This window comes from Algibacter miyuki (assembly GCF_030409805.1).
In the GTDB taxonomy this organism is placed as follows: Bacteria; Bacteroidota; Bacteroidia; order Flavobacteriales; family Flavobacteriaceae; genus Algibacter; species Algibacter miyuki.
In genome coordinates, this window is the sequence record NZ_JAUFQP010000007.1 from 1028299 (window position 1) to 1051500 (window position 23202).

Consider the following 23202-nt stretch of genomic DNA (forward strand, 5'->3'; position numbering starts at 1 on the left):
AGGTGTTATAGGTTATCTATATTAAAATAACCACCTTTATTTTCTTTTCGTTTTAGCGACTGATTAATAATTAAATGCGCCACATTAACCATATTACGCAATTCGCAAAGGGATGTTGTTATTTTAGATTTTTTGTACAAAACGTCCACTTCATCATAAATTAAGTCTATACGTTTAATGGCGTTATTCAGGCGTTCATTACTTCTTACAATACCCACGTAATCACGCATTAAAGCTTGTAATTCTTTTAAGTTATGCTGAATAATAACATGTTCTTTAGCAACACTTGTGCCTTGGTCATCCCAATTAGGAATGTCGAAATCTAAAACTTCAGAATCACTTTTAACTTGATATTTAAAGATGTTATGCGCATAAACCATAGCCTCCAATAAAGAGTTTGATGCCAGTCGGTTGGCGCCGTGAAGCCCTGTTTTAGTACATTCGCCACAGGCAAATAAATTAGTAATCGATGTTTTACCGTCCATATCAACCTCAATACCACCACACAAATAATGCGAAGCTGGTACTACCGGAATCCAATCGGTTTTTATGTCAATATGATTGTCTAAACACTTTTTATAAATATTAGGAAAATGCGCTATAAAGCTGTCCATATCCAAATGTGTGCAATCTAAATACACGTGGGTGTCACCCGATTTTTTAAGTTCGTTATCAATACTTTGAGAAACAATGTCACGCGATGCAAGTTCAGCCCGAGCATCGTAATCTGGCATAAACCGATGGCCTTTTTTATCTCTTAAATAGGCGCCAAAACCTCTAACAGCTTCAGAAATTAAAAAAGAAGATTGGTTGCCACGAACATCATACAAAGCGGTTGGGTGAAACTGAATAAACTCCATGTCGGAGATTTTGGTTTGCGCTCTATACGCCATAGCAATACCATCGCCAGTAGCAATAACAGGGTTGGTAGTGTGGCCGTAAACACGACCAATACCGCCCGAAGCTAATAAGGTTGAGTTGGCTTTTATGGTGAATATTTCGCCCGATTTCTGATTTAAAACATAAGCGCCAAAGCACGTTTTTTCGTCGGGTTTAATTCCTTTTATATGGTGATTTGTAATTAAATCAATCGCAAAATGATGCGGTAATAGGGTAATGTTGGGTAATTGGTGTACACGCTTTAATAAGGCGGTTTCAATTTCGAAACCGGTAATGTCTTTATGGTGTACAATTCGAAACTCGGAGTGGCCGCCTTCTTTTCCTAAATCGAGGTTTCCGGTAGCATCTTCATCAAAATTAGCACCCCATTCTAAGAGTTCTTTTAAACGGTCTGGGCCTTCGTTAATCACCATTTCTACAACGGCTTTGTTGCATAGGCCGTCGCCAGCAATTAAAGTGTCATCAACATGTTTTTTAAACGAGTCTTTTTCGTGGTTTAAAACAATGGCAACGCCACCTTGTGCGTATTTAGTATTCGATTCTTCTTCAGTAGATTTGGTAACAATAACTACTTTTCTATCAGGGAATTTTTCAGCAATTTTTACCGAAAATGTCAATCCCGCAATACCCGAACCAATAACTAAATAGCTAACGTCTTTCATATTATTTAGAAAGTTCTAGCATACGTTCTATAGGTAATAAAGCACGTTTTCTAATCGTTTCGTCCACATCAATTTGTGGCGATTCGTTAAGTAAACAATCGTACAGTTTTTGCATGGTATTCATTTTCATGAAATGGCATTCACTACACGCGCAGGTGTTGTCTTCTTTTGCAGGAGCCGGAATAAGTTCGGTATGCGGCATTTCTTCTTGCATTTTATGCAAAATACCAGCTTCGGTAGCGACAATAAATTTTTGGTCGGCATGTTCTCTAACAAAGTTAATCATGCCGGAAGTAGATCCAATATAGGTAGCCGTATCTAAAATATGAGTTTCAGATTCTGGGTGTGCTATAATTTTATGGTCTGGGTATTTTTTATGTAATTCAATTAATTTGTCAATTGAAAACGCTTCGTGTACAATGCAACTACCGTCCCAAAGCAGCATGTCGCGGCCTGTTTCGTTAATAATGTATTGTCCTAAGTTTTTGTCTGGTGCAAAAATAATAGGGGTTTCCTTAGGAATAGATTCTACTATTTTTAAAGCATTAGATGAGGTGCAAACAATATCACTTAAAGCCTTAATTTCTGCCGAGCAATTGACGTAAGTAATCACCACGTGGTCGGGATGTTTTTTTGTGAATGCTGAAAAATCTTCTGGCGGACAAGAATCGGCTAGTGAGCAACCCGCATTTAAATCGGGTAATACTACAGTTTTCGATGGATTTAAAATTTTAGCAGTTTCGGCCATAAAATGTACGCCTGCAAAAACAATAATATCAGCATCGGTTTCTGCTGCTTTTTGAGATAAACCTAAACTATCGCCAACATAATCGGCAATGTCCTGAATTTCTGGAACCTGATAATAATGCGCTAAAATAACGGCATTTTTTTCAACTTTTAGGCGTTGTATCTCTTTTACTAAATCCATGGAAATCCTTATTTAATTGCAAATATCATAATTAATATGCGTTCTAAATTCAGAATAACTTAAAAAGTAGTCAGGAATAAAAAAGCAGCATTCTTTTTATTAAATCATTAAATTATTATTAAGTAATTACTTAAAAAAATAACAAAACAAGAATGCTACTTATGCTTAAAATGAAATAGAACGTTTTAAAGTCTATGCTTTATTGGATAATTGTGCTATTTCTAATTGAATTTCGTTTAAAGTGAGCTCGCTTTCGTTAAGTGTGTTTAAAACGGATGCTTTAATGTCTAAAAAAGCGAGTTTGCTGTTGTTAAAAAGATTTTGATAGTATAATACGCCCGCGGTCATATTTTTGGTGAAATTCGATAAATATTTTTCGTCTTTTTTGGTGAAAGATGAACGGGCTTCATTGAGCTTGTTTTTTAGGAAATCGATGTAAATCTGTAGTTCTTTGATGAATAGATTCGGGCGATCTGATCTGGAAACCATATTGTCACGACCATAAATATGATCGGTCATGTTTTTAAGGCTCATTTCTTTTGAAAAATAGGCCATATTCGGTCCTGGGCAAATGGAAACGCCGGTGCCTTCAACCTTAGTTTCTAAATTGTAAGCCAATAGGGCAGAAGTGCCTAAGCCTACGCAAGTACAGGATTTTTCAATAATTTTATTGTATTTGTTTTGATAGTCTTCGGGAGCTAAATCTTCGGCTTTTAATGCTTTAATTTTAAAATGCTGATATTCTCTAGAAGCTGTACAAACGCCAGTTTCTTTAAACTCTTTGTTCATGGCAACAAATTTCTTTGGACAAGAACTTCCAGGGCGTCCTTTATCTATCAGTCTTTGTTTTTCGGCATCTTTAGTGTTGTTTCTAAGGTTGTTAAATGGTACGCCTAAAGGAGAAATATCACTTAAATACAAGTCTTTTTCTTCCGCTTTAGCGAGTTGATTTAAAGTGGTCTTATCGACCGTAGTGGCTTCTGGAACGAGTAAAAACGGACTGCCCCAACCTACAGAGTCGAGGTTGTACTCATTGGTTAAAAAGGCGTGTTCTTCATCGGTTCCAACACCGCCTTGTGCTGTGATTTTAAAAGTTAACCCGTTAGTAGGTATCGTTTTGTTTTGGTTTAAAAGTTCTTGTTGTAAAACGCCGTAAATCGCGTCGTGTAAAGCGTTGCGATTTTCTTTAAATTCGGCTAAAACAGGTCCTAATAAGTAACCGTCTGTAGCAAAAGCATGCCCTCCACAATTTAAGCCCGATTCTATTCTGTACTCGGAAACCCAAAGGCCTTTTTTAGCTAAAAACTTTCCTTGTATTAAGGCGGATCTATAATCGCTTACCTTCAGGATAATACGTTTTTTGAATTGGCCGTTTTCATCAGGAAAAAAATCATTAAATTCCGACATGTATGCGTATAACCTCGGATTCATTCCTGCAGAAAGTACTACGGAAGAGTTTAGTTTACTATTCGCATAACCACGTAAAGCGGCATGAGCATCGTTGTATTTTGTTGGGAGTTTTTCGTCTTTGTTATAGTTGTCTTTGTCTACTTTCGTCATAATGTTAACGTCAATAGAACCCATGGTTAAATTGGTGGTAACCCAATTTTTGATTTTAGAAAAATCTAATTCTTTTGCGGTTAAGGCTTCAAAATCCGATTTCAATTTAGAGCCGTTTGGTAGCAAGTTGATGTAGTTAAAAAGCGCTTCACTTTTTTCGGCAGAAACATGTTTTAAATCTTCAAATTTTTCAGTGGCTACATCGCTCATTAAATTAAGGTAAGATGTGATTCTTTTCGCTCTAAAATCTTCAATTTTATCTGTGATTTCTTGATAAGGCAACTCGAATTTTTCGCTGTACATTTTACGTAATTTTTCGAGTAAAATATCATCAACTAAAGAAATTACAGAGTCGATACCGTATTGCGCTACTTTTATAGGGGTGTCTATGGTAAATCCAATGCCCATAACTGGGATGTGGAAAGAATGTGTGTGTGTCATGTTTATTTAATTAATGGACAAAGGTATAGCCTGGGTTTCGAGTTAAAAATGACTTATGTCATGTCTTTGAAAAAAATGAAGTTGAAAATATTAGAAAATCCGCAGTATTTTAATTTAAGCCGAATTATAAAGTAAAAACGGGGTTTTTGCTTGTTTTGGATTGTAAACAATATGGCATTACCCTTGTTTTTTTTAATTATTCATAATAAGAATTCTACAAACGGTAAAAATTGATAAAACTTTAAATAGCCCGCTGTCTTTAGGATTAGCTTTAGTATTTTTATGTTTTAATTTTAGAATAGAAAAGAAACATGTCAGTAGAGCCAAAATTAACACGATTTAATCAGAGTGTGTTGTCAAAATACCAAATTTACAATAGTATTTTTATGACATTACCTTTCGATACAATCACGAAAACAGGGGTATTGTTACCACTGTTTCATGAAACTTGCGAAAAGGGATTTGCAAAAGGAGACGACCCAACCACTATTGTGGATACGTTTTTTGAAAAATACCAAGGCCGCCGATCAGAAGAAAGTCAGATAAACTTATTATTCCGTTTTATCCAATATATAGAGCGCCAAGTGGTTTTGTTTGATGCTATAGAAGATGCCGCTTTCCCTATTGTAAATAATATGGATGGTATTGGAACGCTTAGACACTTAAAAGAAAAAGCAACTTCGGAAAATCAACTGGAAGTACTTCGCGAATATCTTGAAGAATTTAAAGTTAGAATTGTTTTAACTGCGCACCCAACACAGTTTTACCCAGGGTCGGTTTTAGGTATTATTACCGATTTATCTAAAGCTGTAAAAGAAAATAACCTAAATGGTATTAACGATTTGTTTGCGCAATTAGGGAAAACTCCATTCTTTAAACGCGAAAAACCAACGCCATATCACGAAGCTAAAAGCTTAATTTGGTACTTGGAAAATGTGTTTTATAAATCTTTTGGAGATATTTATAATTACATTCAAACAAATATTTACGACGACGGTAAAAAACATAACGAAATCATCAACATCGGTTTCTGGCCAGGTGGAGATCGTGATGGGAATCCGTTTGTAAAACCAAATACAACTATAAAAGTAGCTAACAAGTTAAAGCAAGCGGTACTTAAAAAGTACTATGAAGATCTTAAAAACTTAAGAAGAAAGCTTACGTTTAAAGGGGTTGAAGAGCGTATTATTAAGCTTGAAACTATTTTATATAACTATAGCATTAATTTAAAAGCAGAACGTACTATTACGGCTAAAGAGTTTTTAGACGAATTATTAAGTATTAGAGATGTTATAGAAGCCGAGCACCAATCGTTATATGTAACGGAGGTGAACAGTTTAATTAACAAAGTACACCTATTTGGTTACAATTTTGCAAGCTTAGATATTAGACAAGATAGTCGTATTCACCACGATGTGTTTACTACAGTTATCGATAATTTAATTGAAAACAATCACGCATCATTCCCGAAAAACTATCACGATTTAAGTGAAGAGGAGCAAATTAAAATCCTATCGGAGGTTAGCGGCGATAAAATTAATATCGATGTTTTCGAAGATGAAATGGTAAGCAATACGCTTAAAACCATTAAAGCCATCAAGAAAATTCAGAAAACAAATGGCGAGCGTGGGGCTAATCGTTACATTATTAGTAACAACCAAACCGCTTTAAATGTGATGCAACTTTTTGCGATGCTTAAATTAGTAGCGTTTAAAGATGATTTAACTGTAGATGTAGCGCCGCTTTTTGAAACCATTCCAGATTTAGAAAATGCACCAGGTGTTATGGAGCAGCTTTATAGCAACCCAACTTACCGTGCGCATTTAGAAGAACGTGGCAATAAGCAAACGATTATGTTAGGGTTTTCTGATGGAACAAAAGATGGTGGTTACTTAATGGCAAACTGGGGTATTTTTAAAGCAAAAGAACGCTTAACAGCAATGTCTAGAAAACACGGTATAACGGCTATTTTCTTTGACGGACGTGGTGGACCTCCTGCACGTGGTGGTGGAAAAACACATCAGTTTTACTCGTCATTAGGGCCAACTATTGAAGATAAAGAAGTGCAATTAACCATACAAGGGCAAACTATTAGTTCTAATTTCGGAACCTTAGATTCTTCGCAATATAACTTGGAGCAACTTATTAGTTCTGGTATTTCTAACCGTATTGGTAAGGATAACGAAGCGATGAGTGAGGAAGATAAAATTGTAATGAACGATCTAGCCGAAACAAGTTACACGGCTTATAAAGATTTTAAAGGTCACCCAATGTTTATTCCGTATTTGGAACGCATGAGTACTTTAAAATACTACGCTAAAACCAATATTGGTTCACGTCCATCAAAACGTGGAACTTCAGATAAGTTAGTCTTTTCAGACTTAAGAGCTATTCCATTCGTGGGGTCTTGGAGTCAGTTAAAACAAAATGTTCCTGGGTTCTTCGGTGTTGGTAAAGCATTAAAAGCTTACGAAGATCGTGGCGAATTTCATAAAGTGGAAGCGCTTTATAATAATTCAAAATTCTTTAAAACCCTGTTGGAAAACAGTATGATGTCTTTAACAAAATCGTTTTTCGATTTAACAAAATACATGTCTAAAGATGAGGAGTTCGGTGCTTTTTGGGATATTATTCATGAGGAATATACATCAACAAAAGCCCTTTTACTAAAGCTTACTGGCTATAAGGAACTTATGGAAAACGAGCCATCTGGCCGTGCTTCTATTCAAGTTCGCGAATCTATCGTGTTGCCGTTGTTAACCATACAGCAATATGCGCTTAAAAAGATTCAAGAGTTAGAAAAAGCAGAAGTACGCGACGATGAGCAGATCAAGATTTTCGAAAAAATAGTAACACGTTCACTATTCGGAAACATAAATGCGAGTAGAAACTCAGCATAGACTAGTATTCATAATTTTAAAAAGCCTCCAATTTTGGGGGCTTTTTTTGTTTATCAGAAGTTCTAATGTTTTTATTTGGGCGCAACCCGAAAAGGGTCGGGCTATACACTGCAAGTCCGCGCACCTCCTGCGTCGGGCTGTGGGCTTTCCGTTGCTATCCCTTGCGCAATAATCGCAGCTATAGTGTTGAGGTAGTTTGTGGTTTTTTAATCTTTAATATGTCTTTGTTTGTGTTCGTTTTCAGAATAAAAAAGATTTGTTTGAAAGTTTAAATTTGGCACATAAAAAAAGGATGTTCTACATAAAGTAAAACACCCTTTTTCATTCAAAAAATATATAGTAGTTAGTTATATAGTCATGTTCTAGTGATCGTTAGATCTAAAATCAGGATAAGCTTCCATGCTGTGTTCATGGGTATCTAAGCCTTCTAGTTCTTCTCTTTCAGAAACTCTAATACCCACCACTTTTTTCAGTGTGTATATAATAATGAAAGAGGTTACTAGGCAGAATACAGCATAACATGCTACACCTGCTAGTTGTATTAAAAAGGTGTGATCTGGATTTGTTGAAAATATACCAACAGCTAAAGTTCCCCAGATACCACAAATTAAATGTACTGCAATAGCACCAACCGGATCGTCAAGTTTTAAAGCATCAACAAAGCTTACGGCAACAACAATAAGTAAACCGGCAACGATACCAATAATAATGGCACTTGTTGGCGTCATTACATCAGCTCCAGCAGTAATACCTACTAAACCACCTAAAATACCATTTAAAAACATGGTTAAATCTAGGTTTTTATGTTGTATAAAAGTTCCAAGAGCAGCAGCAACACCACCAGCGGCAGCAGCTAAACAGGTTGTTACTAAAGTTAAAGATGTTAATTCTGGATCGGCAGAAAGTACAGAGCCTCCATTAAATCCGAACCAGCCTAACCAAAGGATTAAAACACCTGCGGTAGCTAAAGGAATGTTGTGTCCTGGAATAGCTTGAGGTTTTCCGTTTTTAAATTTTCCAATACGTGGGCCTAATAAATAAACGGCAACAACAGCTGCCCATCCACCTACAGAGTGTACAAGGGTAGAGCCTGCGAAATCGTAAAACCCTAATTGGTCTAAAAATCCGCCACCCCATTTCCATGAACCAGCAATTGGGTAAACAAATCCAACATAAATGATAACAAAAATCATAAATGCTCCAATTTTCATACGTTCAGCAACAGCTCCAGATACAATAGTTGCAGCGGTTGCGGCAAACATACCTTGGAATAAAAAGTCGGTCCAATACGTGTAACCTTGGTTGTAGGTTAGGTCTAGAGCGCCTTCAGCGGTTAACGGAGCTTCTAATCCGAAGCCAGCAAAACCAAAAATTCCAGCAGAATCTTCTGCGAAACCTGGGTACATTAAGTTGAAACCTACTAAACAGTATAAAAGTAGGCCAATAGTGATAATTAGAATGTTTTTAAAAAGTATGTTTAATGTGTTTTTCTGTCTGGTTAGTCCAATTTCTAAAAATGCAAATCCGGTATGCATAAAGAAAACTAGGGCTGTACAGATCATCATCCATACGTTATTAATTGTAAGTAATTCCATGTTATTAGTTTATTCAGTTATTATTTTAAAGTACTAGCACCTTTTTCTCCTGTTCTTATTCGGTAGGTTTCTAGTACGTCGGATACAAATATTTTACCATCGCCAACTTCTCCTGTTCCTGCGGAATCTAAAAGTGTTTTTATGGTGATGTCTGCAAAGTCGTCGTTAACAACGATAGAAAGATAGCGGCGTTGTATATCGCTTGTGCTGTAGCTAACACCACGATAAACATGTCCTTCTTGTTCGTTTCCTAGGCCGGTTACATCCCAGTAAGAAAAAAAGTTTACGCCAACTTCATGTAAGGCGTCTCTAACAACACGATATTTGGATTTTCTAATAATGGCTTCAATTTTTTTCATAATGTCATTTCTTAAATATGTTTAGTTTGTTAAGATAAAAATTATTTGAATTCTATAAAAAGAGAAGTTCAAAAGGTTTTTTTGAATTATCATAAACGTTTAAAAAGATGCCTTTTTGAGGCATCTTTTTAATAATATATAGTAAATGGTTGTTTTTATTCTTCTTCAATTTCTCTTTGTCTCTTACCATGGTAAGCGATAGATCCATGTTCTGTCCAGTCAAGACCAGCAATTTCTTCTTTTTCTGTTACTCTTAAACCAATGGTTTTTTTCATGATATATAGAGCGATAAAAGATAATCCGATAGCCCAAGCAGCATATGCAAGAACACCAATAGCTTGTGCGCCTAATTGTGCAGCACCTCCACCGTTAAGAAGTCCGATACCAGTATCTCCATCAATACCCCAAAGACCGATAACTAAAGTTCCCCATGCACCACAAACTCCGTGTACAGAAATGGCACCAACAGCATCATCAATTTTTAATGTTTTTTCAACAAAACCAATAGCGAATACTACAAGGATACCACCAACAAGACCAGCTAATACAGCACCACCTTCGCTCATGTTTCCACAACCAGCAGTAATACTAACTAAACCAGCAAGTGCTCCGTTTAAAGTCATGCTTAAGTTTGGTTTTCCGTTTTTAATCCATGTTAATAGTAAGCCACCTAAAGCACCAGCAGAAGCCGCTAAGTTAGTTACTAAAATAACTTGAGAAGCAGCAATAGAGTCATCTCCACCCCAAGCTAATTGAGAACCACCGTTAAAACCGAACCATCCTAACCAAAGAATAAATACACCTAAAGTAGCGTACATTTGGTTGTGTCCGTGCATTTCAACAGGTTTTCCGTCTAAGAATTTTCCAATTCTAGGACCTACCATCCAAGCAGCGATAAGTGCAGCCCATCCACCAACAGAGTGAACAATAGATGATCCAGCAAAATCGATAAATTCAGCAGGCATAATTCCGTCTGTGTTGTTTAACCAACCACCATTCCATTCCCAACCACCAGCGATAGGGTAAATGAAAGCTGTTAAAACAATACTAAAAATAGCATAAGTTGTATATTTTGTTCTTCCGGCTACAGCACCAGAAACAATAGTTGCAGTAGTTGCAGCGAATACAGTTTGAAAGAATAAATCGGCAGCACCTTGAGAGAATATGAAACCTCCCCAGTGGAAGAATCCACCACCTTGATCGGCACCATACATTAAAGAGTATCCTATAAACCAGAAAGCTAAAGAGCCTACGGCAATATCAAGGAAGTTTTTCATGGCAATGTTTACAGCATTCTTAGAGTCTGTCATTCCAGATTCAACTAAGAAAAAACCAGCTTGCATAAAGAATACTAGAATACCGGAAATTAGCATCCACATCATTCCCATATCGCCCTCAACAGCAGCGGTATCTTGAATTAATAAAGGTAAATTTAATATTGACATCATATTATATTTTTTGGTTGGTTAATAATAGCATTATTAAATCCCTGCTTTAAAACAGGGATTTGTATTGTTTTTTTAGCTTAGAAAGAATAAATAGCAGCTAAAGTAAATGCAGCTAAGCTTTTAGTAGCAGCAGCATCGTTATCGATATATACATCTTGACTGTTGCTGTCTAAACGTAATTCAGGCTTAATAGTTAAGTTGTCTAAAGTGTAGCTACCTGTTAATGTAAGTGCAAGAACATCTTGATCATCAATGGTTGTGCTAGCATCACTTAACCAATCAAAATACTCACCTCTTAATCCTAAAGAGAAGCTATCAGAAACAGCAACTTGTGGGTATAAAGCAGCTCCTGTAAATCCTTCGCCATCGTTATCAGCATAGGCAGCATTAAGTCCTAAGAAAAAAGAATCAGATAAATCAAATCCACCTGTATAGTCAATTTCAAGACCAAGACCAACAGCAGCGTAGTAGAAGTTTAAGTATTGTCCAGCATATCCTAATTGAGCACCTAAAGCGTAATCACCAGTCATGTTATCATAAACATCAGTTTCGTTCATAACGGCTAACATTAAGCTAAAATCTTCAGATAAAGCAAAATCAGCTTTTAAACCTAAGTGAGAAAAAGGTCCGCTAGAAAATAAGTAAGATGTACTGTAGTTAAAGTTTCCTACTGGAGAAATAACTTCGTAACCTAAGTAAGTATTGAAACGTCCCATTGTTAATGTAGTACTTTCTGATACATTCCAGTAAGCATATAATTGGTTTACATAAAGATCGCTACCAGAACCTGCAGCATCAACACCTCTTGGACCAAATACTAAATCAGCAACCATTCCTGTTTTTGCACCTTCATAAGATATAATAGCGTTAGCCATACCAATAGCAAATCCTGTTCTGTCTGCGAAAGATGTTCCAAAAGATTGTCCTGAATTGTCAGCAGCAGATAGGTGTGTTTGGTAATATGCATCAATGCTACCGCTTACAGATAATTTATTTTCTTCTTGTGCAAATAGGCTACATGCTGCAAAGAACATTGAAAGTGTGATAATTTTTTTCATAATTGTTTTCATTTTTAAGTTATAAGTTTTTTGGTTTTCTCTTAAGAATATGTCAAAACTATGTTAAAATATCCTTACCCCCTAAAATTGAAGGGTATTTAGGGTGACTTTTGTCAATTAATCAATTTTACCCCTAAAATTTTAGGGGTATTTTGATTTTATTTTTTATTTATTGGTTTATCATCAAACAGGATGTTTGTATTATTGTCAGTATTTTATAAAATTCAATGCTTTTATTTCTATTAAAACACACAAACATTACTATAAAATCAGATATCGTTAATTATTACTAAAAAAATGGAATTGAGTATTTATTAAAAAACGGTGATATTATTGATATATACCTATTTTAATCTTCGCTATGCCTAAAAAATCGAAATAATGAATTACGATTATGGTATATTAAATAGGAGTACATATCTTTACGATTCAACTCAAGTTTTTAAACGATTATGCTGAAGAAACAAGGACTTTATTTACCGGAATTCGAACACGAAAACTGTGGCGCTGGTTTTATTTGTAATCTCAAGGGAGAGAAAACAAATCAAATTATACACGATGCGTTAGAAATTCTAGTAAAGTTAGAACACCGTGGTGGCGTTAGTGCCGACGGAAAAACTGGTGATGGAGCTGGTTTATTAATTGATATCCCTCACGACTACTTTAAACGCGTTTGCGATTTTAGTATACCAGAGCAAAGAGAATATGCCGTAGGTATGGTGTTTTTGCCAAAGGTGTCAAACCAATATAAGTTTTGTAAAACAACTTTCGAAAATGAAGTTAAAGGACAAGGACTTTCTATTTTAGGATGGAGAGAAGTGCCTGTAGACTCGTCTCAATTAGGCCCTATTGCATTAGCATCGGAGCCAAATATTGAGCAATTATTCGTTGGTAAAACAGAAGATATTACGGATGCCGATTTTAAGGCGAAATTATATGCTGCAAGAAAAATTACAGAACACACTATTGGGCAGTCTAAAATTTCTGAAAGCCACTATTTTTACGTGCCAAGTTTATCTACAAGCACATTAATATATAAAGGTATTATTATGCCTGAAGATATTGGGCCATATTATACCGATTTACAACAAATAGATTTAGTAACACGTTTAGCGCTGGTTCACCAACGTTTCTCAACCAATACTATGCCAACTTGGGAGTTAGCACAACCGTTTAGATACATGTGTCAGAATGGTGAAATTAACACCCTTCGTGGTAATGTAAGTAGAATGCGTGTGCGTGAAGAAATCATGAAATCTGATGTTTTCGGACCGCAAATAGATAAGTTATTTCCAATTATCCTTCCGGGGAAATCGGATTCTGCTTCTATGGATATGGTTGTGGAATTATTAACACACACCGGCCGATCGTTACCAGAAATCATGATGATGATGATCCCTGAAGCATGGGAAAAACACACCACCATGTCTGCAGAACGTAAAGCCTTTTACGAGTACAACGCTTGTATCATGGAGCCTTGGGATGGTCCTGCTTCTGTGCCTTTTACAGATGGCGATTATGTTGGAGCTTTATTAGATAGAAATGGTTTAAGACCTTCTCGATATACCATAACTAAAAGTGGTAAATTAATCATGTCATCAGAGATTGGTGTGGTTGATATTGCTCCAGAAGATATTGAAAGACACGGACGCTTAGAGCCAGGAAAAATGTTCTTGGTAGACATGAACAAAGGTCGTATTATCGAAGATGAAGAAATAAAAAGTAAAATTGTTTCAGAAAGACCATATAAAGAATGGTTAGACAATACAAGATTACATTTAAAAGATGTTCCTTATAACAACGAAACCTGTTCGATAGAAACTATTGATATCAAAACAAGACAACGTTTATTCAACTATACGTTTGAAGATATTCAAGAAGTTATTACACCAATGGCTATTGTTGGTAAAGAAGCTTTAGGTTCTATGGGTATCGATACACCATTAGCGGTTTTATCGGATAGACCTCAACTTATTTCAAACTACTTTAAACAATTATTCGCGCAAGTTACCAACCCACCATTAGATGGTATTCGTGAAGAAATTGTAACAGATATCAGTTTAAATTTAGGTAAAGACAGAAACATTTTCAGTATTACCGATAGACAGTGTAGAAAACTTAAAATTCAAAATCCGGTAATTTCTAATCCCGATTTAGAAAAAATAAGAAATATTTCAGTTGAAGGTTTTAAAGCTGAAACGATTCAAATGTTATATCCGAAAAATCAAGGACTTAACGGTCTGGAAGATGCTTTGGAAGACGTTATAGTACAGATAGAAAAAGCACTGGATCGCAAAACAAACATCATTATCCTTTCAGATAGAGGTGTAAATCAAGAATTTGCTCCAATACCTTGTTTGCTAGCTTGTTCTTATGTAAACCACCAATTAAACCGTTTACGTAAGCGTTCTTACTTCGATATTATTATCGAGTCTGCAGAACCACGTGAGCCACATCATTTTGCTACTTTATTTGGTTATGGCGCATCTGCTGTAAACCCATATATGGTGAACGAAATTATTAGAATGCAAGTTAAAGAAGGCTTCATTACTGGTATGGACGAGCAAAAAGCCGTTGATAATTTCAACAAAGCGATTGGAAAAGGTATTTTAAAAGTAATGAACAAAATCGGGATCTCAACATTACACTCGTATAGAGGTTCTCAAATTTTCGAAATTGTTGGTTTCAACTCTCAATTTGTTGAAAAATATTTCCCATACACCGCTTCTAGAATTGAAGGTATTGGTTTATATGAAATTGAAAAAGAAATTAACGAACGTTATAAACAAGCCTACCCAGATAATACTATTGATAAAAACTTAGGTTTAAATATTGGTGGTGATTATCGTTGGAGAAGAAATGGTGAACGTCACTTATTCAACCCAACAACAGTTGCTAAACTTCAGCAAGCCGTTCGTTTAAGCGACCAGGCTAGTTATGATGTTTATGCAAAAGCAATAAACGAGCAGTCGGAAAACTTAATGACCATTCGTGGTTTATTTGAATTCGATAACTTAGATCCTATTCCTTTAGATGAAGTAGAACCATGGACAGAAATCGTTAAACGATTCAAAACAGGTGCTATGTCTTACGGATCTATTTCTCGTGAAGCGCATGAAAACTTAGCGATTGCCATGAACCGTATTGGAGGTAAATCTAATTCTGGTGAAGGTGGAGAAGATCGTAGACGTTTCCAAAAAGACAGTAATGGCGACAGCAGAAACTCTGCAATTAAGCAGGTGGCTTCTGGACGTTTTGGAGTAACTTCTCATTATTTAACAAGTGCGAAGGAAATTCAAATAAAAATGGCTCAAGGTGCAAAACCTGGAGAAGGCGGACAATTACCAGGACATAAAGTATTGCCTTGGATTGCTGAAACAAGAAACTCAACACCTTTTGTTGGTTTAATTTCACCACCACCACATCACGATATTTATTCTATTGAAGATTTAGCACAGCTTATCTACGATTTAAAAAATGCAAACCGTGAAGCAAGAATCAATGTGAAATTAGTTTCAGAAGTTGGTGTAGGTACTATTGCGGCTGGTGTTTCTAAAGCAAAAGCAGATGTAGTTCTTATTTCTGGTTATGATGGAGGAACAGGAGCATCTCCTCTTACCTCTTTAAAACACGCGGGTTTACCTTGGGAACTTGGTTTAGCCGAAGCACAACAAACACTAGTTTTAAATAACCTTAGAAGCCGTATTGTTGTAGAATGTGATGGCCAATTAAAAACTGGTCGTGATGTTGCAATTGCAGCTTTATTAGGAGCTGAAGAATTCGGATTTGCAACGGCACCATTAGTAGCTTCTGGATGTATCATGATGCGTAAGTGTCATTTAAATACATGCCCTGTTGGTATCGCAACTCAAGATAAAGAGTTACGTAAAAACTTTAAAGGCACACCAGAACACGTTATTAACTTCTTCTTCTATATAGCTGAAGAATTGAGAGGTATTATGGCGCAATTAGGTTTTAGAACTTTAGGTGAAATGGTTGGGCAAACGCACAAAATCAATTCAAACAAAGCTATAAACCACTATAAAGCAAAAGGTTTAGACTTATCGGCTATTTTACACAGACCAGAAGCATACAAGCATATGTCTGTTAAAAATACCGAGCAACAAGATCACAATTTAGATAATGTTATTGATTTCAGAATTCTTAAAGATTCGCATCGCGCACTTTACAGAAAAGAAAAAATGAACTTATCATACCCAATAAAAAACACAGACCGTTCGGTTGGAGCCATTGTAAGTAACGAAATTTCTAAAATTTACGGACACCTTGGTTTACCAGAAGACACTTTAAACATTAAGTTTACAGGTTCTGCCGGACAAAGTTTTGGTGCTTTTGGAGCTCATGGTTTAACGTTTATGGTCGATGGAAATACGAACGATTATTTAGGTAAAGGTTTATCTGGAGCTAAATTAATCGTGAAGAAACCTGCCAAAGCAGACTTCTTAGCAGAAAACAACATTATAGTTGGTAACGTTTGTTTATTTGGAGCCGTACAAGGTGAAGCATACATAAACGGTATTGCAGGAGAACGTTTTGCAGTAAGAAACTCTGGAGCAACTACGGTTGTTGAAGGTGTAGGAGATCACTGTTGTGAATACATGACAGGTGGTAAAGTTGTTGTTCTTGGATCTACAGGAAGAAACTTTGCAGCTGGTATGAGTGGTGGTATTGCTTATGTTTACGATCCGGATAACAAATTTGTAAACGGACTTTGTAATACTGAAACGATCGAGTTTGAAGATATTACAACAGAAGATGCAGCCGATTTAAAAGCAACAATTGAAAAGCATGTATTATATACCGAAAGTAATTTAGGTAAAACATTATTGGCCGATTGGGATACAAGCTTAAATAATTTTGTTCGCGTTATGCCAACAGAATACAAAAGCGCTTTAATACGCTTAGCGACTGAAGAACCAATGGTAGAAGAATTAACAATAGGATAGGCAATGGGAAAAGTAACAGGATTTAAAGAATTTGAAAGACAAGATGAAACTTACACGCCCGTAGCAGATCGTGTTAAGGATTATAAAGAATTTACGGTTCCATTAAAAGAAGAAGAGATTACCAAACAAGGATCTCGTTGTATGGATTGTGGTATTCCTTTTTGCCATAGTGGATGTCCACTAGGTAATTTAATACCAGATTTCAATCATATGGTACACCAAGGTGAGTGGCAAAAAGCCTCTTGGTTATTGCACTCAACTAACAATTTTCCTGAGTTTACAGGGCGTTTATGTCCTGCACCTTGCGAAAAATCGTGTGTATTAGGTATTATTGAAGATCCCGTGGCTATTGAAAATATTGAAAAAAATATTGTAGAACGCGCCTTTAAAGAAGGTTGGATAAAACCACAACCACCAAAAACAAGAACAGGGAAATCTGTTGCTGTTGTAGGTTCTGGTCCTGCTGGATTAGCGGCTGCTCAACAATTAAATAGAGCCGGACACACCGTTACTGTTTTTGAACGTGACGATGAGGTTGGTGGGTTATTACGCTACGGAATTCCTAACTTCAAAATGGAAAAAGGAATTATCGATCGTCGTGTAAAAATATTAGAAGCTGAAGGTATTACGTTTAAAACCAATGTTAACGTTGGTGTAAACTATGATGTTGAAGATTTAAAAGCATTTGACTCTGTAGTATTATGTGGTGGAGCAACCGAAAGAAGAGCTTTACCAACACCTGGTGCTGATGCAGATGGTGTAGTACAAGCTATGGATTTCTTAACACAACAAACTAAAGTGGTGTTAGGTAAAGAAGTTAAAGATCAAGTATTAGCAACCGACAAAAACGTCATTGTTATTGGTGGTGGTGATACAGGATCGGATTGTGTTGGAACATCTAACCGTCATGGAGCAACATCGGTAGTTAATTTTGAAATTATGCCGAAACCTCCAGGACACCGTTCGCCAACAACGCCATGGCCTTTTTGGCCATTACAGTTAAAAACATCATCTTCTCACGAGGAAGGAGTGGAACGTAACTGGTTAATTAATACGAAGGAATTTGTAAAGGATGAAGCAGGTAAATTAATCGCTTTAAAAACAGTAAATGTGGAATGGAAAATGGTTCCTGGTGAACGTCCACAACTTATTGAAATTGCAGGTACCGAAAAAACGTGGCCTTGTGATTTAGCATTATTAGCTTTAGGTTTTACAGGTCCAGAAAGTACATTAGCTGATAAGTTAGGTATTAAAAAAGATGCCCGTTCTAATTACAAAGCAGAATACGGTAAATACCAAACTAACGTACCAAATATTTTTGCTGCCGGTGATATGCGTCGCGGACAATCATTAATTGTATGGGCTATTTCTGAAGGTCGTGAGGCTGCCAGACAAGTAGATATTTATTTAATGGGTAAATCTAATTTACCAACCAAAGATGTTACTGGCGATTTAGTAGCTATGTAATATTGAAATAAATTATAATTTTAAAAAATGCGGACCGTTTGGTTCGCATTTTTTTGTTTTAATAGTTTTTTAGAATTAAGACAAGCGTATAAACTTCTTCATAAAAGCATCTTTTCTTCTAATGGAAACGTCAATATTGGTTTTATCTTTCATGGTAACATAACCACCTTTGCCTTTGGTGTATTTTGTAACGTAAAACAGATTGACGAGGTAAGAATTATGTATTCTGAAAAAGTGATTGTTAAGTAATAGCTTTTCAAATATTTTTAAGGTTTTCGAAGTGGTAATCTTATCGCCCGATTTAGTGTAAATATGAGTGTAGTTAATGTCGGCCTGACAATAATAAATATCTGAAACTTCAACAAATACATAACCGTCAGATGTGGCAATACTAATGCGTTTTAAAGCATTTTCAACTTTTAAATTGTGAAGTAGTACGTCTATTTTGTTTTTCAGTATCGATGTTTCAACTACATTTTTAAGTTTTAAAACAGTTTCATGAAAATCGTCTTTATCTATAGGTTTCAGTAAGTAATCTAATGCACTAAAGCGGAATGCTTCGACAGCATAAGTTTCAAAAGCGGTGGTAAATACCACGTTGAAATTAATGTTTGTAAGCTGTTTTAAAAAATCGAACCCGGTTTGATTTTTAATTTTAATATCGAGAAATACTAAGTCGGGCTGATGTGTTTTTACGGCTTCCAAACCTGCTTCAACACTATTAAAGGTTCCTGTAATATCGAATACATCAGGATAGTTACTGCTTAATTTTAAAATAGCATCAATGCAATGTTGTTCGTCGTCTATAATAATGGTTTTAATCATACTTAAAATGCAAATATTAAAGGGAGTTTTACTTCTACCCGCACGCCTTGTGGTTTGTCTATTATGGTCATGCTTCCTTTGGTTTTCTTTTGGGTATTGAGAATATCAATTCTGTTTTTAGTAAGGTTAATTCCAATAGATTTGTTTTCTGTATGTTTCGTTTCATTTAAGTTTCTGCCAACACCATTATCGTCTACAGTACAAAATAAAAGGTTATTTTCTTTTTTAAATTGAAGTTTAATATGTCCGGAGTTTTTCATTTGAGCAATACCATGCCAAATGCTATTCTCTAAAAAGGGTTGTAGAATTAACGGTGGAATTAGGGTGTTGCTAGGGTCTATGTCATCGTTGACTTCAATACTATAGGTGAAATTATGATTGAGGCGCTTTTGTTCAATATCTAGATAGTTTTTTAAAACCTCGATATCATCTTTTAGAAGGACTTCTTTTTCGGTGGAACTTTCAAGTGTTTTTCGAATTAATCGTGCGAATTTAGTGAGGTAATTGGTTGCCGATTCAGTGTCGTTTTTTAGAATATAACTATTAATAGAATTTAGTGCATTGAATAAAAAATGCGGATCCATTTGCGCTCGCAAGGCTTTGAGTTCGGTATCAGCTACTTTTAAATTAAAATCGGACTCTTGCTTTTTCCTATAAAAAAACATGCCTGTTATTATGAGTAAAAATAAACTTCCGCCGCCAAAAATAGTGAGATTGCGCATGTGTTTTTGGCGGTCTAATTCTTCTTTTGCTAAAAGCCTTTCGCGCTCAAAATTACTTTCGAGTTTGGTTTTTTCGTTTTGGTGCTTATACTGTTCCTCCACTCGAGCTAGTTCTTCTTTCTTTTCAATCGAATAAAAACTATCTTTTAAAATAATGGCTTCGTCCATAAAGTGATAAGCCTGTTTGTAATTGCCGAGTTTATAGTTGGTTTTAGTTAAGCTCTCTAAAGCATTTACTTGTAAATTCAAGCTGTTTGCTTCTTCAGCATAAGCTAAAGAGGTTTTAAAATGCTGTTTGGCTTCAGTTAAATTATTATTCAAATTAGAGTAGCAAACACCCATATTGTCATGCACAATAGCCAAATTGGTGTGGTTATTCAAAGATTCGTAAATGGGTTTAGATTGTTTGAAGTGTTCTAGAGCCTTATTGTAATCTTTTAACGTAATATAAGCCATCCCGATATTGGTAATGGCACTTGCCATGCCTGATGGGTTGTTTATATCCTGCATGATGTTAAAAGCTTTATTGTAATTGGCTATAGCATTTTTGGGCTGTTTTAAATAATCGTAAGCTGTGCCTATATTATTTAAACTGTTCGCTAATCCGTATTTGTAATCTTTTATTTTATAAATGTTTACGGCTTTGTTGTGAAAAGTAATGGCTTTAGTGAATTTTTCTAATCGGGTATAAAGCATACCGATGCTGCCGTTAATTGCCGCATAATCTAGGCTTGTGGTATCTTTTAATTTTTCATGAAGTGTTAAGGCTTCGAAATAAGTGGATAGCGCGGCTGGGTAATCAGTTAAATACATGTGGTTTAAACCAATGCTGTTGAGCATTTTTGCCATGAGTACACTATCTTTTTCAGCTTTAAATACTAAATATGCTTCGGTGTTTTTGGCATTGGCTTGTTGGTAATCGGCTTGACTAAAATAAACGAGACCTTTGTTGTATATGGCTCTGGCTTTTCGACCTTTATCGTTGGTTTTATCATAAATGGCAATGGCTTTATCATACATAGCCAAGGCTAACGAGTCTTCTCCTTTACTAGAATAATTATGACCTTTATATTGATATGACCGCGCGAGGTGTTGTTGGTTGTTTCCTGTTTTTGCAATCTGTATAGCTTCATCTAAAACCTTTAGGCCTTTATCTGGATTGGATAAATAGTAGTTGTAACCCAATTCTATTAAAACGTTTAAACGTAGGCTGTCCTGTTGCTTATTAGTTGTTAATAGCAAGGTTTCTAATGAATCGATAGTACGCTGCTGCGTATATAAATTCATACAAATAAAAAACACAAAATAGTGTAGACTTTTCTTCATTAAGAATTAAAAGTTTACCGGTTAATAGCTGCGACTAAAATACAAATTACGAAAGAATTTACTGTATCTATTTGTAAATAAATTGTTTACAGATAATAAGTGAAAGTCAACGAATAATAATTTAGACTAGTGCAACCCTCAAAATACGAGTATTTTTAACCTGCTATTAATAATCCAATCCCTCTAAAATGAAAAATCTAAGACCTTTAGTGCTTTCACCAATTCTGCTATGTTGTTTTTTTACGTTCGCGCAAAATACCATCGGCGATATTAAGTATAAACGAAGTTCGTTGCATACTTTTATGGTGAGTAACCCCGACCAGGAATACAGCGATACCATCCAAAGTATTTTTATTGATGCTCCTGTTATTGATAAATTTAACAATCACCTTGTAAAGGCTCGACTGGTTTCTAAAACAGATCCTAATTTTGTTTATGATGCTCCGGAAGTAGAAGCGTCTAAGAAAAAAGGATTGATGTCTAAATTTTCTAAAAAATCTAATACAGACGATACGGGGACCGATAAAAGAAATCAACATTTAGCTATTTTAAATTATTTAAACGGAAACCATATAGCGAAATCTTTAGTTTCAAAATGGTTTAATAGAAGTGAAAATGGAGGTTTTAATATGGATTTAATTGCCGAACGTGGCTTTTATAATGCTTCCGATTTAGATGTTAAAATAGCAAATAGTACCGAACGTGGCACAGCGCTCCTTGCCGATGCTGGTGAAGAACTTATTAAAAACACTTTTGTTATTGTTAACGATTTTAAATACACTAATAAAGAAGAGGTGGCGGCTGTAGCAAAAGGTATTTTAAGTGGCGTTACCAAAGTTGCTTCGGTATTAGGTAAGAGTAGTTTGGCTACCACTGCGACATTAACGTCTAAAGGTGCTGAAATTGCAGGAAAAGGCTACGTTATTAAAACAAAAGCCCACTTGTATAAATTGGTTTGGAATGATGAGGTTGCTAATGTTTTTTATAATAGTTTTTGGACAGATGATTCCGAATTAGATCCATTAAAGATAAAAGCGTTTAACGAAACAGATGTTTTTAAATTAGAATATATAGGCACAGAAACGTCTTGGGCCGATATACAAAGTTCTTCATATTCGCAAAAAAGTAATGTCGATTTAATTAGTGTGGCTACCGTAAGAGCTATTGATAATGTAATTTCTAAACTGCAACGCGAGTTTGAAGTGTTTAGAACCAAAACGCCTTTAATAAGTTCCGATCCATTAGCGGCCAAAATTGGTTTAAAAGAAAACTTAGAAAAAGGAGATAAATACGAAGTACTAGAACAGATTCTTACAGATGAAGGCACTACAGAATACAAACGCTTGGGCGTAATAAAAGTTGAAAAAGATCTTATTTGGGATAATCGATACAATGCTAATGAAGAACATACTTCGGAATTAGAATACACCACTTTTAGCGGCCCAAAAAATAAATATTATGCTGGTATGCTTATCAGACAAATAAATTAATTACCCTTTTAATATCCTTACTAATATGAAATTTAAAAACACTCTAGTACTCGTTATACTGTTATTTGTGGGAACTACCGCAAGTGCCCAATGGAAGAAAAACAAGGCGAATGAAGATACTCGAATTTGGCGCTATGATTTAGAATGTCAAGGTATAGCCAAATTAGGCTCCAAATTGGTAAAAGTATGGTCGTACTCTAAAAACCCAAAACACGCTATTTCCCGATCTATGAAAAATGCAGTTCATGGCATTATTTTTAAAGGTTATGCAGGTGGCGGACAAGGATGCACATCTTTTAGTCCTTTAGTAAAAGATGCAGAAACCGAAGGGAAGTTTCAAGAGTTTTTCGATAGCTTTTTTGCCGATGGTGGCGAGTATTTGAAATACGTTTCGGCGGCAACCGATGGGAGCATTGCAGCTGGCGATCGTTTAAAAATTAGTAAGCGTGAATATAAAATAGGCGTTATTGTAAACGTGCAAGTTGATCAGTTAAGAAAACGTTTAGAGAGTAAAGAGATTATTAGAGGATTAGCCTCTGGATTTTAAAAAAATA

The 23202-nt window shown here is 35.6% G+C and carries 14 protein-coding genes; 5 read left to right on the forward strand and 9 right to left on the reverse strand.

The annotated features are described in order from the left end of the window. Window positions 1-5: 5 nt before the first annotated feature. From nadB to QWY92_RS07350, 3 genes are all read right to left on the reverse strand, one after another. On the reverse strand, window positions 6-1562 hold the full coding sequence (gene nadB, locus QWY92_RS07340; RefSeq protein WP_290269813.1) for an L-aspartate oxidase: 1557 nt from the start codon (window positions 1560-1562) through the stop codon (window positions 6-8). A gap of 1 nt (window position 1563) precedes the next feature. Continuing rightward, a complete protein-coding gene (gene nadA / locus QWY92_RS07345) occupies window positions 1564-2490 on the reverse strand; it encodes a quinolinate synthase NadA (protein WP_290269815.1) in 927 nt (308 codons plus the stop codon). 192 nt (window positions 2491-2682) lie between these two features. Next, complete coding sequence (locus tag QWY92_RS07350; protein WP_290269817.1) at window positions 2683-4491, reverse strand: hypothetical protein; 1809 nt, start codon at window positions 4489-4491, stop codon at window positions 2683-2685. Window positions 4492-4802: 311 nt separating this feature from the next. Here QWY92_RS07350 and QWY92_RS07355 point away from each other — a divergent pair, with 311 nt between their 5' ends. Then, complete coding sequence (locus QWY92_RS07355) at window positions 4803-7391, forward strand: phosphoenolpyruvate carboxylase (protein WP_290269819.1); 2589 nt, start codon at window positions 4803-4805, stop codon at window positions 7389-7391. 362 nt (window positions 7392-7753) lie between these two features. Here the strand turns inward: QWY92_RS07355 and QWY92_RS07360 are convergent, their stop codons facing one another. The 4 genes from QWY92_RS07360 to QWY92_RS07375 all read right to left on the reverse strand — a co-directional run bounded on the left by QWY92_RS07360 (window position 7754) and on the right by QWY92_RS07375 (window position 11851). Further along, window positions 7754-8986 (reverse strand): ammonium transporter, encoded by a 1233-nt coding sequence (locus QWY92_RS07360; protein ID WP_290269821.1) that lies wholly within the window; start codon window positions 8984-8986, stop codon window positions 7754-7756. 20 nt (window positions 8987-9006) lie between these two features. After that, entirely contained in the window at window positions 9007-9345 is a 339-nt protein-coding gene (locus QWY92_RS07365; RefSeq protein WP_290269824.1) for a P-II family nitrogen regulator, read from the reverse strand. A 155-nt stretch (window positions 9346-9500) separates the two neighbouring features. Beyond that, complete coding sequence (locus tag QWY92_RS07370) at window positions 9501-10790, reverse strand: ammonium transporter (protein ID WP_290270016.1); 1290 nt, start codon at window positions 10788-10790, stop codon at window positions 9501-9503. A gap of 80 nt (window positions 10791-10870) precedes the next feature. Next, window positions 10871-11851: an outer membrane beta-barrel protein gene (locus tag QWY92_RS07375; RefSeq protein ID WP_290269825.1), complete on the reverse strand. Its 981-nt coding sequence runs from the start codon at window positions 11849-11851 to the stop codon at window positions 10871-10873. A 452-nt stretch (window positions 11852-12303) separates the two neighbouring features. On the opposite strand from QWY92_RS07375, the gene gltB reads away from it, so the two are divergent. Beyond that, window positions 12304-16818, forward strand: coding sequence for a glutamate synthase large subunit (gene gltB / locus QWY92_RS07380; protein WP_290269827.1), 4515 nt, complete (start codon window positions 12304-12306; stop codon window positions 16816-16818). Between the two features lie 3 nt (window positions 16819-16821). Continuing rightward, window positions 16822-18285: a glutamate synthase subunit beta gene (locus QWY92_RS07385; RefSeq protein WP_290269828.1), complete on the forward strand. Its 1464-nt coding sequence runs from the start codon at window positions 16822-16824 to the stop codon at window positions 18283-18285. 75 nt (window positions 18286-18360) lie between these two features. Here the strand turns inward: QWY92_RS07385 and QWY92_RS07390 are convergent, their stop codons facing one another. Further along, entirely contained in the window at window positions 18361-19110 is a 750-nt protein-coding gene (locus QWY92_RS07390; RefSeq protein WP_290269830.1) for a LytR/AlgR family response regulator transcription factor, read from the reverse strand. A gap of 2 nt (window positions 19111-19112) precedes the next feature. Beyond that, on the reverse strand, window positions 19113-21158 hold the full coding sequence (locus tag QWY92_RS07395) for a tetratricopeptide repeat-containing sensor histidine kinase (RefSeq protein WP_290269832.1): 2046 nt from the start codon (window positions 21156-21158) through the stop codon (window positions 19113-19115). A gap of 188 nt (window positions 21159-21346) precedes the next feature. On the opposite strand from QWY92_RS07395, the gene QWY92_RS07400 reads away from it, so the two are divergent. Both QWY92_RS07400 and QWY92_RS07405 read left to right on the forward strand, forming a co-directional pair. Beyond that, entirely contained in the window at window positions 21347-22648 is a 1302-nt protein-coding gene (locus tag QWY92_RS07400) for a hypothetical protein (RefSeq protein WP_290269834.1), read from the forward strand. 25 nt (window positions 22649-22673) lie between these two features. After that, entirely contained in the window at window positions 22674-23195 is a 522-nt protein-coding gene (locus QWY92_RS07405; RefSeq protein ID WP_290269837.1) for a hypothetical protein, read from the forward strand. Window positions 23196-23202 lie beyond the last annotated feature (7 nt).

Bases quoted from the DNA above. Each gene is read 5' to 3' on its own strand.
- nadB (WP_290269813.1), bottom strand. From the start codon at position 1,562: ATGAAAGACGTTAGCTATTTAGTTATTGGTTCGGGTATTGCGGGATTG.
- nadA (WP_290269815.1), bottom strand. From the start codon at position 2,490: ATGGATTTAGTAAAAGAGATACAACGCCTAAAAGTTGAAAAAAATGCC.
- QWY92_RS07350 (WP_290269817.1), bottom strand. From the start codon at position 4,491: ATGACACACACACATTCTTTCCACATCCCAGTTATGGGCATTGGATTT.
- QWY92_RS07355 (WP_290269819.1), top strand. From the start codon at position 4,803: ATGTCAGTAGAGCCAAAATTAACACGATTTAATCAGAGTGTGTTGTCA.
- QWY92_RS07360 (WP_290269821.1), bottom strand. From the start codon at position 8,986: ATGGAATTACTTACAATTAATAACGTATGGATGATGATCTGTACAGCC.
- QWY92_RS07365 (WP_290269824.1), bottom strand. From the start codon at position 9,345: ATGAAAAAAATTGAAGCCATTATTAGAAAATCCAAATATCGTGTTGTT.
- QWY92_RS07370 (WP_290270016.1), bottom strand. From the start codon at position 10,790: ATGTCAATATTAAATTTACCTTTATTAATTCAAGATACCGCTGCTGTT.
- QWY92_RS07375 (WP_290269825.1), bottom strand. From the start codon at position 11,851: ATGAAAAAAATTATCACACTTTCAATGTTCTTTGCAGCATGTAGCCTA.
- gltB (WP_290269827.1), top strand. From the start codon at position 12,304: ATGCTGAAGAAACAAGGACTTTATTTACCGGAATTCGAACACGAAAAC.
- QWY92_RS07385 (WP_290269828.1), top strand. From the start codon at position 16,822: ATGGGAAAAGTAACAGGATTTAAAGAATTTGAAAGACAAGATGAAACT.
- QWY92_RS07390 (WP_290269830.1), bottom strand. From the start codon at position 19,110: ATGATTAAAACCATTATTATAGACGACGAACAACATTGCATTGATGCT.
- QWY92_RS07395 (WP_290269832.1), bottom strand. From the start codon at position 21,158: ATGAAGAAAAGTCTACACTATTTTGTGTTTTTTATTTGTATGAATTTA.
- QWY92_RS07400 (WP_290269834.1), top strand. From the start codon at position 21,347: ATGAAAAATCTAAGACCTTTAGTGCTTTCACCAATTCTGCTATGTTGT.
- QWY92_RS07405 (WP_290269837.1), top strand. From the start codon at position 22,674: ATGAAATTTAAAAACACTCTAGTACTCGTTATACTGTTATTTGTGGGA.